This is a genomic window from Saprospiraceae bacterium (assembly GCA_016712145.1).
Lineage (GTDB): Bacteria > Bacteroidota > Bacteroidia > Chitinophagales > Saprospiraceae > Vicinibacter.
On record JADJRO010000001.1, the window covers coordinates 156,304 to 171,902 of the forward strand.

The 15,599-nt window shown below is 36.1% G+C and carries 11 protein-coding genes; 5 read left to right on the forward strand and 6 right to left on the reverse strand.

Going from position 1 to position 15,599, the window contains the following annotated elements; all coding sequences use genetic code 11:
* The first annotated feature begins 34 nt into the window (after positions 1-34).
* Together IPK91_00685 and IPK91_00690 are read left to right on the forward strand one after the other, a co-directional pair.
* Positions 35-1,432 (forward strand): vanadium-dependent haloperoxidase, encoded by a 1,398-nt coding sequence (locus IPK91_00685; protein ID MBK8295813.1) that lies wholly within the window; start codon positions 35-37, stop codon positions 1,430-1,432.
* Positions 1,433-1,569: 137 nt separating this feature from the next.
* Positions 1,570-2,043, forward strand: coding sequence for a hypothetical protein (locus IPK91_00690; GenBank protein ID MBK8295814.1), 474 nt, complete (start codon positions 1,570-1,572; stop codon positions 2,041-2,043).
* A 16-nt stretch (positions 2,044-2,059) separates the two neighbouring features.
* On the opposite strand, the gene IPK91_00695 is transcribed toward IPK91_00690, so the two are convergent.
* Together IPK91_00695 and IPK91_00700 are read right to left on the reverse strand one after the other, a co-directional pair.
* Complete coding sequence (locus tag IPK91_00695; GenBank protein ID MBK8295815.1) at positions 2,060-2,758, reverse strand: DUF1003 domain-containing protein; 699 nt, start codon at positions 2,756-2,758, stop codon at positions 2,060-2,062.
* Between the two features lie 74 nt (positions 2,759-2,832).
* The gene (locus IPK91_00700) at positions 2,833-3,765 is read right to left on the reverse strand and encodes an SPOR domain-containing protein (protein MBK8295816.1); all 933 of its coding nucleotides are present in this window, start codon (positions 3,763-3,765) and stop codon (positions 2,833-2,835) included.
* A gap of 162 nt (positions 3,766-3,927) precedes the next feature.
* On the opposite strand from IPK91_00700, the gene IPK91_00705 reads away from it, so the two are divergent.
* A complete protein-coding gene (locus IPK91_00705) occupies positions 3,928-6,849 on the forward strand; it encodes a S8 family peptidase (GenBank protein ID MBK8295817.1) in 2,922 nt (973 codons plus the stop codon).
* A gap of 1 nt (position 6,850) precedes the next feature.
* Here IPK91_00705 and IPK91_00710 read toward each other — a convergent pair whose 3' ends face one another.
* Both IPK91_00710 and glmM read right to left on the reverse strand, forming a co-directional pair.
* Positions 6,851-7,984, reverse strand: a complete 1,134-nt coding sequence (locus tag IPK91_00710) for a cysteine desulfurase (protein ID MBK8295818.1) — start codon at positions 7,982-7,984, stop codon at positions 6,851-6,853.
* A gap of 7 nt (positions 7,985-7,991) precedes the next feature.
* Positions 7,992-9,365, reverse strand: a complete 1,374-nt coding sequence (glmM, locus tag IPK91_00715; GenBank protein ID MBK8295819.1) for a phosphoglucosamine mutase — start codon at positions 9,363-9,365, stop codon at positions 7,992-7,994.
* A gap of 61 nt (positions 9,366-9,426) precedes the next feature.
* On the opposite strand from glmM, the gene IPK91_00720 reads away from it, so the two are divergent.
* Both IPK91_00720 and IPK91_00725 read left to right on the forward strand, forming a co-directional pair.
* The gene (locus IPK91_00720; GenBank protein ID MBK8295820.1) at positions 9,427-10,152 is read left to right on the forward strand and encodes a methyltransferase domain-containing protein; all 726 of its coding nucleotides are present in this window, start codon (positions 9,427-9,429) and stop codon (positions 10,150-10,152) included.
* Between the two features lie 10 nt (positions 10,153-10,162).
* The gene (locus tag IPK91_00725; GenBank protein ID MBK8295821.1) at positions 10,163-10,747 is read left to right on the forward strand and encodes a phosphatase PAP2 family protein; all 585 of its coding nucleotides are present in this window, start codon (positions 10,163-10,165) and stop codon (positions 10,745-10,747) included.
* Between the two features lie 14 nt (positions 10,748-10,761).
* Here the strand turns inward: IPK91_00725 and IPK91_00730 are convergent, their stop codons facing one another.
* Positions 10,762-11,955 carry a pyridoxal phosphate-dependent aminotransferase gene (locus tag IPK91_00730; GenBank protein ID MBK8295822.1) on the reverse strand — a complete coding sequence of 398 codons (1,194 nt, stop codon included), beginning with the start codon at positions 11,953-11,955 and terminating at the stop codon, positions 10,762-10,764.
* A gap of 96 nt (positions 11,956-12,051) precedes the next feature.
* A complete protein-coding gene (locus IPK91_00735) occupies positions 12,052-15,210 on the reverse strand; it encodes a hypothetical protein (protein ID MBK8295823.1) in 3,159 nt (1,052 codons plus the stop codon).
* Between the last annotated feature and the right edge of the window lie 389 nt (positions 15,211-15,599).

Genomic DNA, 15,599 nt, shown 5'->3' on the forward strand with positions numbered 1-15,599 from the left:
CGAACGAAATATTTATTAATATCATTTCTAATCTATGAAAATCAAGCAGTTATTATCATTATTTCTTCTTTCTGCAAGTTTGGTTTTGTTATATAGTTCTTGCAGTAAAGATGATGACAAAAAATCAGATTCTGAAAACCTCGTTTCTGATTATAATGCAAATGCAACTTTGGAATGGAATAAAATATTCCTTGAAATTGAGCGCTATGCTGCAGGTTACAGACCGGGACCAGCGCCAAGATCTTTGGGTTTAATGGGATTGGCATGTTACGAAGCATTAATTACTGGGATGCCAGAATATAATTCGATTGCAAGCCGTTACCCTGGATTGAACATTCCAAAAGCTGCTGATGGTACAAAATATCACTGGCCAACTGTAGTGCATTCAATCTACACCACGATGATTCCTAAATTTTTTCCTGACATTAAACCAGAAGTAAAAATTCGGGTAGATGGTTTGATCAGCAGCCAGAATGCAAAATTTTTAGCTGAAGCTGGGCAAGAAACCTACAATACTTCAAAAGCTTTTGGTAATGAAGTGGGCTTAGCCGTTTGGAATTGGTCAACAACCGACTTTTACGGTCATGATCATTACAAAGATCCATTTGGTACTTATGATTGGGCGACTCATTACAGAGGTCCTGGTGATTGGAAACCAACAGTGCCAGGCCCAACAAAACCAATGGGTGCTATTTATGGAAAAGCAAGAACATTTGCTATTACTGAAACTGAAAAAATCTGTTTACCTCCTTCTGCCTATTTTATGCAATATTCAGAAAATCCAAATTCTGAGTACTACTCACAGGCATTACAAGTTTATACTAAAACAGCTTCTAATTACCAAACAGAATGGATTGGCGAATTCTGGAGTGATGACTTATTAAATCTTACATTTAGCCCTGGACCACGTTGGCTTGCAGTTGCAAACCAAATTATTCAAATTGAAAAGTCTAATTTAGAAACAGCTACAGTTGCTTATGTAAAATGTGGTATGGCTTTAAGTGATGCAGCCGTGGGCGCATGGAATTCAAAGTATATATATAACGTAGAACGCCCAGCGACTTATATTTTAAAGGTAATCGATCCAAATTACAAACCTAATTTGAATAATCCTTTAACAGGCGATATCGGTTTTACTCCACCATTTCCAGCATATCCTTCTGGTCACTCTACAATGGGTGCAGCTGCTGCTGAAGCATTGGCCAGTGTGTTCGGGTATGCGTACTCTATGACGGACAGATGTCATGAAAACAGAACAGAATTTGAAGGCAAACCAAGAAGTTTTGGAAGCCTTTATGAAATGGCTCTTGAAAATGCATGGTCACGCGTATTATTGGGCGTACACTGGAGAATGGACTGTGACGAAGGTGTAAACTTTGGTACAAAAATAGGTAGAGCAGTAAACAACCTGCCTTGGAAGAAGAAAGAATAATTTCGTAAATATTAGATCTTAATATAAAAGAGGTTGAATGTTACATTCAACCTCTTTTATATTAGTTAAACAGGATTCCCCCAGTTTATTAATTACTTTTTGTATGTAATTTTAATCCTAATTTTAATATTAATAAAATGACATTCCATTCTAAATATTCAACACCAATTTATTTAGCAATCATCTGCTTAAGTTGCTTGTTTTTTTGTAAAAACAACCCAAAAGAAGAATTGAAATATTATGGAACAGGAGCAATTAGTAAAAGGACCCAATTGATCAACAACAAAAAGGAAGGGGAAATGATTGATTATTATGCAGATGGTAAAATTAGATCCGTGCGCTTGTTTGAAAATGATTTTCAAACCGGTAAAAGCACATTTTATTATCCACAAGGCTCCGTTGAAGAGGTACAATATTTTGAAAAGGACAAACAAAATGGAGGTGATACCAGCTTTTATGAAAATGGTAAAATTAAATTAATCGTTGAATATAAAGATGGCTTAAAAAATGGATATGTGCGAAAATTTGACTCGACCGGCACACAATATTTTTTTGCTAAGTATGATATGGAAAATCTTGTCGAGGTAAATGGGATGACATTGCAAAAATGAGTGTAGAAGTACTAATTTAGGATTTAATTTTTTTCATAATATCATTCATCATTTCTATCTGGAGTTTTTGAATTTCAATTAATTCTCGTTGTTGGTGTAAAATCAAATGGTCTAATTTTTCATGTAACATCCTAATTTCCAGTTCTGATTTCAGATTGATCATATAATCCTTTTTAGAACGCTCTCGGTCTTTTTCTTCCTGGCGGTTCTGGCTCATCATGATGATTGGTGCTTGTAAAGAAGCAACACAAGAGAGTATTAAATTCAGCAAGATAAACGGATAAGGATCAAATTGTTGGTGTCTGAACCAAAAGATATTAATTACAATCCATACAGCTATAAATCCTAAAAAGGTGAGTATAAATGTCCAACTGCCACCAAATGTCGCTACTAAATCAGCTAAACGCTGTCCAGGGCTTAATTGAGGGATGTCTTCCTTTTCTATTTGATCCGTTAAGCTGGTCTCATCCTTGATAGCGTGTAATACATTTTCACGCAAGTCTGCCAAATCATCCACTTCCTGAACCAGGGTATTGGCTATAAATCGTTGGCGGTATAAGTTTAATTCAGATATTGAAATGCAACTGTTTTGATTAAAATCAGATTGATCTTTAAGTATCAGATCGAAAATTGATTTTCTGATAGTGGATGCCGGGACCCGTTCCATAATGGAATACTCTTTCCCGGTTAAATCTGATTTAAATGAATCTTGCATTGTATAAATTAAAAATGAAATTCAATAAAAAAGCCGATGAGTAATTCACCGGCTTTTTTTATATTTAAATTATATTATTGTCTGTATAGTTTTCCATTTTCTTCAACAACGATGTAGGCTTCTTTAAAACCTCTTGTTTTTAATTTATCCATAACTTCTTTTGCAGTTTGTTCTGTTTGGTAATTTCCTAAAACAATGATGGTCCAGCCACCCTTGGTCCAATGTTCAATATTTCCTAAATCATTTATTTTGCTGACATCAAACCAATCTGGTGCCTTGTATTCAGAAACCCGAATCTTGTATTTTCCATCTTCAAAATTACTTGTTTTGGTATTTGGAGCTTCAGTATTAGGCGTAGCTTTTGGAGCGGATGCGGTAGATTTAAATAACATCGTGGCTCTTCCAGAATCAAGAATGTCGGCTACGATAAATGCATCTTTTAATCCATTTTTCTTTAAAAGATTTAACACAGCGATGGCTTCATTGACATCTTGAAAACTACCAATACGAATTTTTGTAGCGCCATCTGCATCAACTTTGTATACATCTCCATATGCAGCATACTTACTAAACCGATCCGTCATTTTATCAGTAAACTTACTTAGAGCCGTTATTTGAACAAAATACAACTTATTAGCCTGTGCATCGGCCTTTCCCGAAATAGCAGGATCGTCAAATAATAATATTTTGTCTGTTGCCATGAGGCTTACACCAATTAATTCTTTCATTGCATTCAATCCGGAGCTGCCTTCGTCGATTATTGAAGTTTGTTTGGTTTGGCGAGCTTCAGATTCTGTTATTGTTGTATTGCTTTTAGCAGCCTTTGGAGTCAATTGAGCTGGAACTGCTGGTACTTTTAGTTCAGCCTCAACGGGCTTTGATACAGGTTCTTGCTTTTTGACCGACAAAACCTGATTCGGCTCCTTGAGGTCACTATTCTGGGAAACGAGATCAGAAAGTGGACTGACGAAAATCAATCCCAGTGAAATAAGAATAATTTTTTTCATAGTTTCAATTTTGGTTACCTTGTTAGGCGTCTGTTATTAAAGCGCTAATATATTAAAAATATTTGTAATTTATATACAGATTACTAAAATATTTAATATATTTTTTGATTTCCTAGACGTTTTCTAATATTGTGTACCTTTTCACAGGCTTAAATACTCCAGATGTTTCAATTTTATCGAATTTTTTTAAAGCTGCTTGTCATTGCCATGTTCAATTTCATGGCTGTTCAGTTGGATTCTCAGTCTTTAAATTATAAACAGGGTGAGCTCATTGTACAGCTTGCTCCTGGGCTTGATTTTAATAGTTTAAAGTCTCAAGCATCCTTTAAAAGAGCAGAATCTGTTCTAAACTTGGTTGAACCCTTGAGAAAATTAGGTCCTGTTTGGAATGTATGGCTGTTAAAATTTGATTACAGTCGATACAATGAGACGTCTCTGATCAATCAATTGCGGCAGATTCCTGAGATTTTAAATGCTCAAAGAAATCATTTAATCCAAGAACGCTTGATTCCAAACGATCCTTTTTTTAACAGGCAATGGCATCATTTAAATGACGGTTCAAATGGACGAAATCCTGCTGCAGATTTTGATTCTGAAAAAGCCTGGGATCTAACCACAGGTGGCTATACGGAAAATGGGGACACCATTGTCATATGCGTAATTGATGATGGAGTCGATTGGTTTCATGAGGATCTTTTTGACAATCTTTGGCTCAACTTAAAAGAAATAAATGCAAATGGTATAGACGATGACCTAAATGGATATGTAGATGATTTTCATGGTTGGAATACCTATACAAGCAACGATGTATTTGAATTGGGAAAACATGGTACGCCGGTAATGGGGCTCATTGGTGGCAGGGGCAATAATCTAAAAGGAATCAGCGGCGTAAATTGGAATGTAAAAATAATGGTAGTTGCGGGGGGAGGGGATGAAGCCAATGCCCTTGAATCCTATGCCTACCCATTTTTATTTCGTCGTCAATACAATCAATCAAATGGCAAACAAGGCGCTTTTGTCGTAGCTACCAATTCATCCTGGGGTGCAGACAATGCCAGACCTGAAGATGCCCCTTTGTGGTGTGCTATTTATGACAGTTTGGGGAGTGTGGGTATTTTAAATGTTGCATCTACTACCAACCAAAATGTTGATGTGGACGTTGAAGGGGACTTACCTACAACTTGCGAAAGCGATTACCTGCTTGCGGTTACCAACATGGATGATCTCGATAAAAAAGATAATAATTCCGGATACGGAAAAAAATCAATTGACATTGGCGCTTACGGTGAATCGGTTTACACGACTTACATAAACAATACCTATAGAACCTTTAGTGGCACCAGTGCAGCCTGTCCTCAAGTAAGCGGTGCCGTTGGCTTGATTTATTCTCTTCCTTGTACCAATTTGGCTGCTTTGACAAAGTCAAATCCTGCTCAAGCAGCATTGGAGGTAAAGCAAATCCTTATCAACTCGGCTAAGCAGAATGATGATTTGACCAATATCACAGTCTCTGGGGGCGTGATGAATATTTTCCAAAGCCTTTTATACGCCAGTCCCTTGTACCTTGCCCAACAAGGCTTGAATTCATTGTTGTTAGCTTGGGAGTCAAACACAATCTATCCAATAAACGTTCGCTATCGTATTAAAGACAAAACCAGTTGGGTTGACACCCTTGTGTATGACGGAAATCAGCTACTATTGGATCATTTAGAGCCTTGTACAGAATATGAATTGCAAATAAAAAATGGATGCCAACGCTATGAATCCTTTTATTCACCCATTCGGATCTACAAAACAGCAGGTTGTTGTGAGTCTCCATTTGATTTCAGAATTGTCACAAAAACAGATCATGATGTCAGATTGAAATTTCGTGACCCAAGTGGTGCAGGTCAGATTACAGCATTACTCCGATTAAATGGTGTGCAAAAATGGGATACATTTATAGTCAAGCCAATCAATGATTTATTCTCATTGGAGAACCTTAAATCTTGCGCTCAATATGAATTGCGGTGTTATAGTTTTTGTAATAATCGTCCAAGTCCTTTAAGTAATGTGTTGCTTATCAATACAGACGGTTGTCAACAATGCAGTGATGTGGCTTACTGCAAACGATTCAGACCATCCAGCAGTCTTGAATGGCTTCATTCAATTACAATCGATAACATCCCTTTTGTAAGCGGAAACAATGCCGGTTATGGAAATTTTATAGGGAGCAACCAGTCGTATGTTTTTGAAAAGGGAACGAACCATTCGGTTGATTTTAAGGCTGGCTATCTGAGTGATAGCAGTCAGGTTGTTGTTGCAGCGTGGATTGATTTTAATCAAGATGGATTTTTTGATTCAGCGGAAAATTTTGCTGACCCTACTGTAAAATTTATTTATTCCAAATCCTATAATTTAACAATTCCATTGAATGCAAAAACTGGATTGACCAGAATGAGAATTTGCATGAAATATGCAGAAGTATCTGATGCGACTCCGCTTTCTTGTTTTCAATCTATAGAATTTGGAGAGTATGAAGATTATTGTGTCTGGATCAATGAAGGACCTTGTGAGCCAATTCAAGCAATTGTTCCGAATTCTATTAGTCAAAACAATGCAACTTTTACAGCGGTGTTAACGAATGCAAGACAGGTTGACTATGCTTACCGTAAATTGTATGATATTGAATGGAACTTTGGCAATGCTGATTCACGGGATATTCAATTAAAGAATTTGGACAGTTGCACATTATATGAAATTCAAATTCAAACACAATGCAATGAATTTATAACCTCGCCTGCAAATTTGACATTTAGAACGCCAGGGACAGGATGTATTATTAAAAACAAGGATTTAGTTAACAATACCCTCAAAGTATTTCCGAATCCCTTTAGCAATGTCTTGTTTTTGGAAAATCCTGAACATCAATATATAGCTGCAATTCAGTATTATAGAATGGACGGCACACAGGTGAAATACCAAAGTATTCAATCAAATGATGGCCTGATACATCTTCGGACTGAATTGCATCCAGGTATGTATTGGCTTTGCGTCCATCTGTCTGATACGAATTACCGAATTATTAAAGTAGTTCACGAATAAGTTAGTGTACCACTTTTTGAAGTTTTGAAACGCAGCGTTCAATTTCTTCAGAATTTGTTACATGTGAAAAAGAAAAACGAATGGCTCTTCCAGTGTGATCCGGACGAATCTTGCTGATCACATGACTTGCCTTTTCTGCACCAGAATTACATGCGCTGCCACCGGAAACACTTAATCCTTCAATATCCAGTTTTATTGTCATCAAATCAATCCCTTCAAAAAATGGAAATTGTACATTCAATATTTTTGGAGAGGATGCATGCAAAGGGGTGTTGAATAAGATCTGCGGAAACTGTTTTAATAGACTTGTGCGGAGTTGTTCTTTTATACTAATTAAATGGTGAATTCGATCTTCAAAATGTGCATAACAGTAGGACAGCGCTTTAGACATCGCACCTATGCCAATTAGATTCTCTGTGCCGGCACGCACAGATCGTTCCTGTGAACCTCCATGCAATAAGGGTTCTAGCATGTTTTGATTTTTTATATATACAAAACCACATGATTTTGGTGCATAAAATTTATGTGCGGAACCACTTGCAAAATCAATTGGCAGTTTTGAAAAATCATAAGGAAAGAAACCAATGCCTTGTACGGTATCTGAGTGAAACAGTGCTTGATATGTTCTACATAAGTTTCCTGTTTCTTCAAGATTTAACATCGTGCCAAGTTCATTATTTACATGGATCAAGGATACCAGCGTTTTTTGTGAATCCTGGCGTAATAAAGACTCCAATTCGGTTATATCAATTTGACCAAATTCATTAACTGACAAGAAATCAATCTTTGTATTATACTGTTTAGCCAACCAGTCAAAACTTTGAAGATTACACGAATGTTCGATTGGACTGCTGATAATCCTTTTAACACCTAATGAAGTAACCGAAGATTTTAATATCAGATTATTGGATTCTGTTCCACAACTTGTAAAAAATAATTCAGAGCTATTGCATTTGAGGTGGCCAGAAATATTTTTGCGATGTTCCTCCAAAAAACTTTTAGCAATTCTGCCTTCAGCATGAGTTGATGAGGGATTGCCAAATATTGTTTTCGCAATTTCTGAAATGTATTCTACAACTTCAGGTAAAATAGGGGTAGTTGCTGCATAATCAAGGTATATTCGGTTTGATTGCATACCTGATTTAGAATTTAGCAATTTTTAATTTAATGCTGGTTGCAAGATTCTCTGCTTCAACCATCGTTTTGGCTTCAGTATAGATCCGTATAATGGGTTCTGTATTTGATTTTCGCAAATGAATCCAGGAGTTTTCAAAATCTATTTTCATGCCATCTTCAAAATTTAATTGCTCATTTTGGAATTCCTTTTGAAGATACGTTAATAATTCAGGATATTTTAAATCCGGATCCAATTCAATTTTATCCTTATGCATAAAATAGCTAGGGTATGATTTTCTTAATTGACTAAGAGATTTATTTTGTAAAATCATATTAGAAAGGATCAATGCAATTCCAACCAATGAATCACGCCCATAATGCAAATCTGGAAGTATAATTCCGCCATTTCCTTCTCCGCCAATACATGCATTGGTTTCTTTCATTTTTTTTACAACGTGAGCTTCTCCAACCGGGCTTGCAAAATAACTACTGCCTTTTAATGCACATAAATCACCCAAGGCTCTGGATGAGGATAAATTCGAAACAGCGTTTCCGGGTTTTATTTGCATCATGTAGTCTGCTGCAGTAACCAGGGTATATTCTTCACCAAAGTAATTTCCATTTTCATCGACTAGAGCCAGTCGATCTACATCGGGGTCTACTGCGATGCCAAGGTCAAAATGTTGTGATGCGGTAACCTGCATCAATTCAGTTAGATGTTGTGGTAAGGGTTCTGGATTGTGGGCAAATTCACCTGTAATTTCTTTATTTAATAAGAGAAATTCAATATTTAATGCATCAAACAATACAGGCAATGCCAATGCTGCGGTTGAATTAATACAATCTGCAACAATTTTAAAATTTCTGGAACGTATCGATTCAACTGGTATAAAAGGTAGGCATAGAATAGCATCTACATGTCGTTGTATGGATTGGGGGTCTGTTTCAATACGACCTAATTGGTCCACCTTCGCGTAATCAAATTGTGTATCCTGACTCCAATTTAGTATTTGAATTCCTTCTTCTGCAGAAATAAACTCTCCCGATGCATTTAATAATTTTAATGCATTCCAATTTTTTGGATTATGACTGGCAGTAAGTATAATGCCTCCATCTGCCTTGTGATATGGAACGGCCATTTCAACAGAGGGCGTTGTGCTTAAACCCGTTTGAATGACATCAACACCCATAAATTGTAAACTTGAACAAACAAACTGCGATAAGATTTCGCCACTCATACGTCCGTCTCTACCAATTACTACTTTAGGTCGTTCTGTTTTCAATTGAAGCAAACGAACATAAGCAGTTGTGAATTTTAAAAGGTCTAACGGACTTAAATTTTCACCTGGAAAACCACCAATGGTGCCTCGTATTCCGGAAATTGATGTAATTAAACTCAAGGCTTTAAATTTTTACCCTGCAAAAGTATTAATTTCGGGCTTGAATTCATTAAAACAATAAATGAAGGAATGGTTTGAAGAATGGTTTGATACGGTATATTATTATAATTTGTACTATCAACGAAATGAAAACGAGGCAGATGCTTTTGTAGAGCGACTTGTTAATGTATTGAAGATACCGGCATATTCCCGAATATTAGATGTTGCCTGTGGGAATGGACGACATGCACTGGCTTTTAATCAATTGGGATATGATGTAACCGGAATTGACCTCTCCTTTACTAAAATTCGGGAAAATCTCCGTTTTGAAAAAGAAGATTTGCATTTCTACAGGCACGATATGCGGCAATTGTTCCGAATTAATTACTTTGATGTGGTTTTAAATTTATTTACCAGTTTTGGATACTTTAAATCTCATTATGACGAACTAAATGCAGCATCGGCCATTGCAGCGAATGTTAAGGAGGGAGGTCTTTGTGTAATTGATTATTTTAATGCTGCGTATATCCGAAAACATTTACTATCAGAAGAAAAACTGGAGTCGGGTGGATATTGTTTTCTTATTCAGAAGCAATTGGAATTGCATTGGATTTCTAAAAAAATTTGCGTAATTGAAGAAGATAAATGCTCAATATTTTATGAAAAAGTCAGATTGTATCAGACACATGACTTAATCAATTTATTTAGTCAGTTTGGACTGCACATTTATAAAATATTTGGTTCGTATCAATTAGATGAATACATTCCTGAACTTTCCGAGCGAATGATTTTGGTATTTAAAAAATGAAACACGCAACATGATTAAATACTTGAATCATTTGGATCATGAATTGTTTGAATGGATTCAACTGTATATGCGATCCTCAATGTTAGATCCCTTTTTTTTAGCTTTCAGAGACAAAAATTTTTGGATTCCGCTTTATGTATTTTTGATTAGTTGGGTAAGTTTCAATTTTGGAAAAAACACCTGGAAGGTATTTGTTTTATGTATAATGACAGTAATCATTACAGATCAAATGAATAGCAGTGTGTTTAAAAAATATTTTCAGCGAGACCGTCCTTGTAATGAGCTTTATTTTAAAGATCAATTTGTATCTGCATTGCCATGCTCTGGTGGATATAGTTTCCCATCATCTCATGCCACAAATCATATGGGTGTAGCCGTTATGATCTTTCTAATTTGTGGTAGACTCTTAGGAAGATTGAAGTGGCTTTTTATTTTTTGGGCGCTCCTCATAGGGTTTTCACAGATTTATGTAGGCGTACATTTTCCAATTGATGTGCTGGTTGGATGGTTAGAAGGTGCCTTTTGGGCACTAAGTTTATTTTGGCTGAGTCAATACCTTAATTTGTTTAAAATCAATCCGAATCAATCCCTTTAGGAATTTGTTAATCCCTAGACGAGTTTATCCAACGCGACTCTGATTCTTTTAATAGATTCAACAATGCGTTCTTCAGATAGTGAATATGAAATCCTGAGACAATCTGGAGCGCCAAATGCAATGCCATTTACAACGGCTACTTTGGCTTCTTGTAAAAGATATATTGCCAAATCATCTGAATTTTCGATGATTCCCGTATCGTATTTCTTACCAAAACAAGATTTTACATTCGGTAAAACATAAAAAGCGCCTTGTGGTTTATTGACTTGCCACTCTGGGAGTAGCTTTATTTCTTCCAATAATCGGTTTCGCCTTTTTTCAAATGCTTGACACATATCATAGGTCGGCTTAAGGTCAGATTCTAGGGCAAGACAGGCTGCCTTTTGACTAAAAGATGCTGCTCCTGAAGTAAATTGTCCTTGAATTTTGATACAAGCATTAATAACATCCGATGGACCACCCATATAACCAAGTCTCCATCCAGTCATTGAAAAGCCCTTAGAGAAGCCATTAATGGTTGCCGTACGCTGATTCATATCTGGAAGGGAACCAATGCTCATGTGTTGCGATCCAAATTGAATGTATTCATAAATCTCATCAGAGACAATGAGGATCTCTGGATAATCCCTTAAGACATCCGCATAAAGTTGCATGTCTTCTTTGCTAAACACCGTACCGGTTGGATTACAGGGGCTTGAAAACACAAACATCCGTGTCCTGGAACTTATTGCATCTCTAAGCTGCTGAGCGGAAGGTTTAAAATCCTTATCAACGTCTGCAAAAACACAAACTGGTGTAGCCCCAGCCAATTTAATAATTTCGTAATAGGATACCCAATATGGGGAAAACAGAACGACTTCATCACCAGCTTCCAAAAGCGCAAAACACAAGTTAGCAAAGCATTGTTTTGCGCCATTTGAAACGATTATTTCTTCCGGACTGTAATGGAGTTGGTTGTCTTTTTTAAATTTTTTAGAGATGGCCTGGCGCAATTCCAGGGTCCCTGCTACGGGTGTGTATTTGGTATATCCGTCACGAATGGCTTGAATTGCGGCCTGTTTTATATGTTCAGGGGTATCAAAATCTGGTTCTCCCAGACTTAAATTGATGACATCATGGCCCTGAGCTGTCATTTGTCTGGCAAGTTGTGCCATTTTTAAGGTGGCAGACTCAGTCATCAGCTGGGCCCTTTGAGCTATTTTAAACATCGTGCAAATGTCTGAATAATTGCTGATACGAACTTCTTAAAATAAAAAAACCGGGAGCAAGTCCCGGTTTTAAAAGGAATAGGATCCAAACGATTTCTATCGTAAATGGAAAAATTTATAAGTCTTTGAATCCGTAGAATCTTTAATTCGTATAAAATACACATTGGTACTTAAATTTTCAGTTGAAATCAATATTTCATGAGGACCTGATTCCAATTGAATAATTGGAATTTGTTTGCTTTCCAGATTAAACAGTTCCAATTTAAGATCTGCTGGAATTAATTGCTCAGAAAATAAGCCTACTGTTCCTGATGAATTATTTACAATCAACCGTTTAATACTGAATTTTGATGGATCATTGCTTACGCAATCTATGGTCCGAAATTCAATAACAGAACAACAGCCCGGATTATCATTCTCGCAGATTTTTATAAAGTCGAAATCCCGACCACTTTGTTTGAAATTATTAATAATAAGGGGCAAAGAATCAAATCTAAAAAATCCAATATTTTTTGTTCTGTCAAACACATCAAAAAATGAGTTGGTGGTTCCTTGATATTTAAAATCTATTTTCAAAGCATACTCATCTGGACCGGTACAATTTAATGGGGTTGCTTTGACATCAAATATGCGACAAGGCTCTCCTTGAGGCTTGCAACAAGGTCTTTCTATATAGCGATCTGTAAAAATGGTTGTATCCTTCTGGTCTCTAATGCGGAATTTATAAATGGTATGGCAATCTGCTTTAAATGGACCCACCACAACGGGTACTTGCGTATACGCAAACGTTTTAATTAATCGGCCATTTACTAAAATTTCAAAGGAATCGGAAACTTCTCTGTATCGGAATCCAAATTTCACATTAAAGGTGGAGTCTGGTTCACAATCCGAACGAGTCATCGTTAATTCATAAATTTTAGCATCGGTGGAGTCACAACATACTTTGCCTAAGAATGCTTCCGCTCTGCATTCATTTTTCTTGCAATCTTCAATTACAAATTCATATGGAGTATTGCAATCAGCTGTAAGCGGACCAATTTTTATAGGTAAATTAGCATATCGGAATTCGCCATAATCATGGCCATTGCCACGCAGTCTAAAACATTCTGAAGTTCCTACATGATTAAATTTAAGAATTGCGTAGAATTTTCGTTCACCTTCACAATGCGTTCTGGCAACACTTACATTTGAAATTTTGCAATCAGCGGTATTACAACAAACAACTCCAAGGTCTTTGACAAGTGAACAGTGTGGATCAGCACAATCAACGATTAAAAACTCGTATTCTGTGTGACAATCTCCCGGTAATGGGCCAATTTTTACAGGAAGCTGACTGTATTTAAATTCACCATACGTTCTTCCATTTCCCTGGATTTTAAAGCAATCCGATGTATTGGCATGATCAAAATCAAATGAAACATAAAAATTACCATTTGCATCGCAAACGGATTTTTCAAAACGCAATTCAGTTAATTTGCAGGGTCCGGGTGGCACACTATCACAACAAACCTTGCCAATAAACTTTTCAAGTCCACAGCGTTCGTCTTTGCAATCTTTTATTACGAGTTCATATTCGGTTTTACAATCTCCTGGTAATGGGCCTAAAAGTAAAGGCAAGGAGGTGTATGGAAATTCTCCATAAAAATGACCATTGCCAGTTACTTTAAAACAATCAGATGTATTCTTATGTCCGAAATTAATTTTTAGAAAAAACTGTTTGTCATTATTACATTCCAGTCGGGTAACATTCAGATCATATAATTTACAAGGTTCAGGAGGCACGCTATCGCAACAAACTTTACCAATGAATTTTTCAAGTCCACAGTGTTCGTCTTTGCAATCTTTTATTACAAGTTCATATTCGGTTATGCAATCTCCTGGGAAAGGACCTAAAAGCAGCGGCAACGAGGAATAAGGAAACTCTCCATATATATGGCCATTGCCGGATACCCTAAAGCAATCGGATGTATTGTTGTGTCCAAAATTAATTTTGAAATAAAACTGTTTGTCATTATTACATTCCAGGCGAATGACTTGTAAATCATATAATTTACAGGGGTCAGGAGGCACTATGTCACAACATACTTTGCCTATAAATTTTTCAAGTCCACAGCGTTCGTCTTTGCAATCCTTAATTACAAATTCATATTCAGTTGTACAATCACCGTGAAATGGCCCTAATTTTAATGGCAATGAACTGTAGGGAAATTCACCATAAAATTTTCCATTACCAGTGACTTTAAAACAATCTGATGAATTGCGATTTTTAAAATTAAAAAAAACATAAAACAATTTGTCAGGTGTGCAATCTGTTTTTTCAACAATTAGATCATACAGCTTACAAGGTTCTTGAATTGTGTCGCAACATACAGGTCCCCAAAGGGTATCAGTGGCACAGGACGGATCTCTGTGATCAGCAATTAGAAAATTATATTTTGTTACGCAATCACCTAAAAGTGGACCTATTTTATAAAATGCCTCACCGTATTTGAATTTACCCATTAAACGGTTGTTGGCCTTTAAATAAAAGCTATCTGACACACCGGTTGCTTTAAAGGCAATTTTAGCATAAAACATTTTATCAGAATCACAGGCTGTACGTTCGATTTTCAAATCTGAAATTTTGCATTTTTCAGGACAACAAATTTCAGGGATTTCGAGCCGGGCTTGACACTCGGGTTTATCACAATCGACAATGGTAATCAACCTTTTTGTTACACAATCCCCTTCAAAAGGTCCCAGGTTTAGAGGTAAGGCACTGTATTCAAATTCACCATAATTGTGATCATTTATTTTTAATCTAAAGCATTTGGAAGCATTTTGATATTTAAAATTGAAAAGTAATTTGAATCGATTGGTGCTGTCACAATCGGATTTATCATATCTCAAGTCGAATAATTCACAATTGGACTCGCAGCATACTTTACCCAATTCCTTAGCAATGTGGCAAGATTGATTGGTTACGTCTGTAATTGCAAATTCATAAATTGTGGTACAATCTCCTGGTAATCCATCAATTATAATTGGAAGTTTCGAATAGGCAAATTTGCCGTAATTCTTACCATTTCCGGTAATTGTGAAAAAATCGCCCGCATCTCTGTAAGCAAAGTTGATTTTAACGGCAAATTTCTTTTCCGCATTGCAAATTGTTTTAGTAATCACCAAATCAAATAACTCACAGGCTTGAACTTTGGAAAATAGCCCTGTACCCAGGAATAAGATACTTAAGCTGAGAAGGAGGTTTTTAAATCGCATGTTGTGATTTTTAATCAAAATATAGTTTTATGTTACTGTGTACGTAAAAGTAAGCCAATCAGTTGCTTTGAAGTTAATTTTTGATGAAAATCAGTGTTTTGAGATTTCGAACTGTATTTAAAAAAGTTATATATGTAGTTTCCGATATATCATGCTAATAAAAAAGATGTGAATAATTTGGTATTTCAAAATGCTGTGCTATTTTTGCTAGGTGAAAGGATTCTGTTAAGTCAGGTCCTTCTATATGATTTTTGATAGAGACGAAGCAACTCTTCCGAAATCAATATTGTAACTTATTATTAATCAAGGTCTTAGGCATTTGAAAGCGTTTCATTATGTCTGAGTTTTTTGATGTTTAAATCTATTCGTCTAAAATCAAAGTCTTTGGA

What these genes read in the sequence shown, in the direction of transcription:
- IPK91_00700 (MBK8295816.1), bottom strand. Translation starts at nt 3,765, where the DNA reads ATGAAAAAAATTATTCTTATTTCACTGGGATTGATTTTCGTCAGTCCA.
- IPK91_00685 (MBK8295813.1), top strand. Translation starts at nt 35, where the DNA reads ATGAAAATCAAGCAGTTATTATCATTATTTCTTCTTTCTGCAAGTTTG.
- IPK91_00695 (MBK8295815.1), bottom strand. Translation starts at nt 2,758, where the DNA reads ATGCAAGATTCATTTAAATCAGATTTAACCGGGAAAGAGTATTCCATT.
- IPK91_00710 (MBK8295818.1), bottom strand. Translation starts at nt 7,984, where the DNA reads ATGCAATCAAACCGAATATACCTTGATTATGCAGCAACTACCCCTATT.
- IPK91_00735 (MBK8295823.1), bottom strand. Translation starts at nt 15,210, where the DNA reads ATGCGATTTAAAAACCTCCTTCTCAGCTTAAGTATCTTATTCCTGGGT.
- IPK91_00730 (MBK8295822.1), bottom strand. Translation starts at nt 11,955, where the DNA reads ATGTTTAAAATAGCTCAAAGGGCCCAGCTGATGACTGAGTCTGCCACC.
- IPK91_00690 (MBK8295814.1), top strand. Translation starts at nt 1,570, where the DNA reads ATGACATTCCATTCTAAATATTCAACACCAATTTATTTAGCAATCATC.
- IPK91_00705 (MBK8295817.1), top strand. Translation starts at nt 3,928, where the DNA reads ATGTTTCAATTTTATCGAATTTTTTTAAAGCTGCTTGTCATTGCCATG.
- IPK91_00720 (MBK8295820.1), top strand. Translation starts at nt 9,427, where the DNA reads ATGAAGGAATGGTTTGAAGAATGGTTTGATACGGTATATTATTATAAT.
- IPK91_00725 (MBK8295821.1), top strand. Translation starts at nt 10,163, where the DNA reads ATGATTAAATACTTGAATCATTTGGATCATGAATTGTTTGAATGGATT.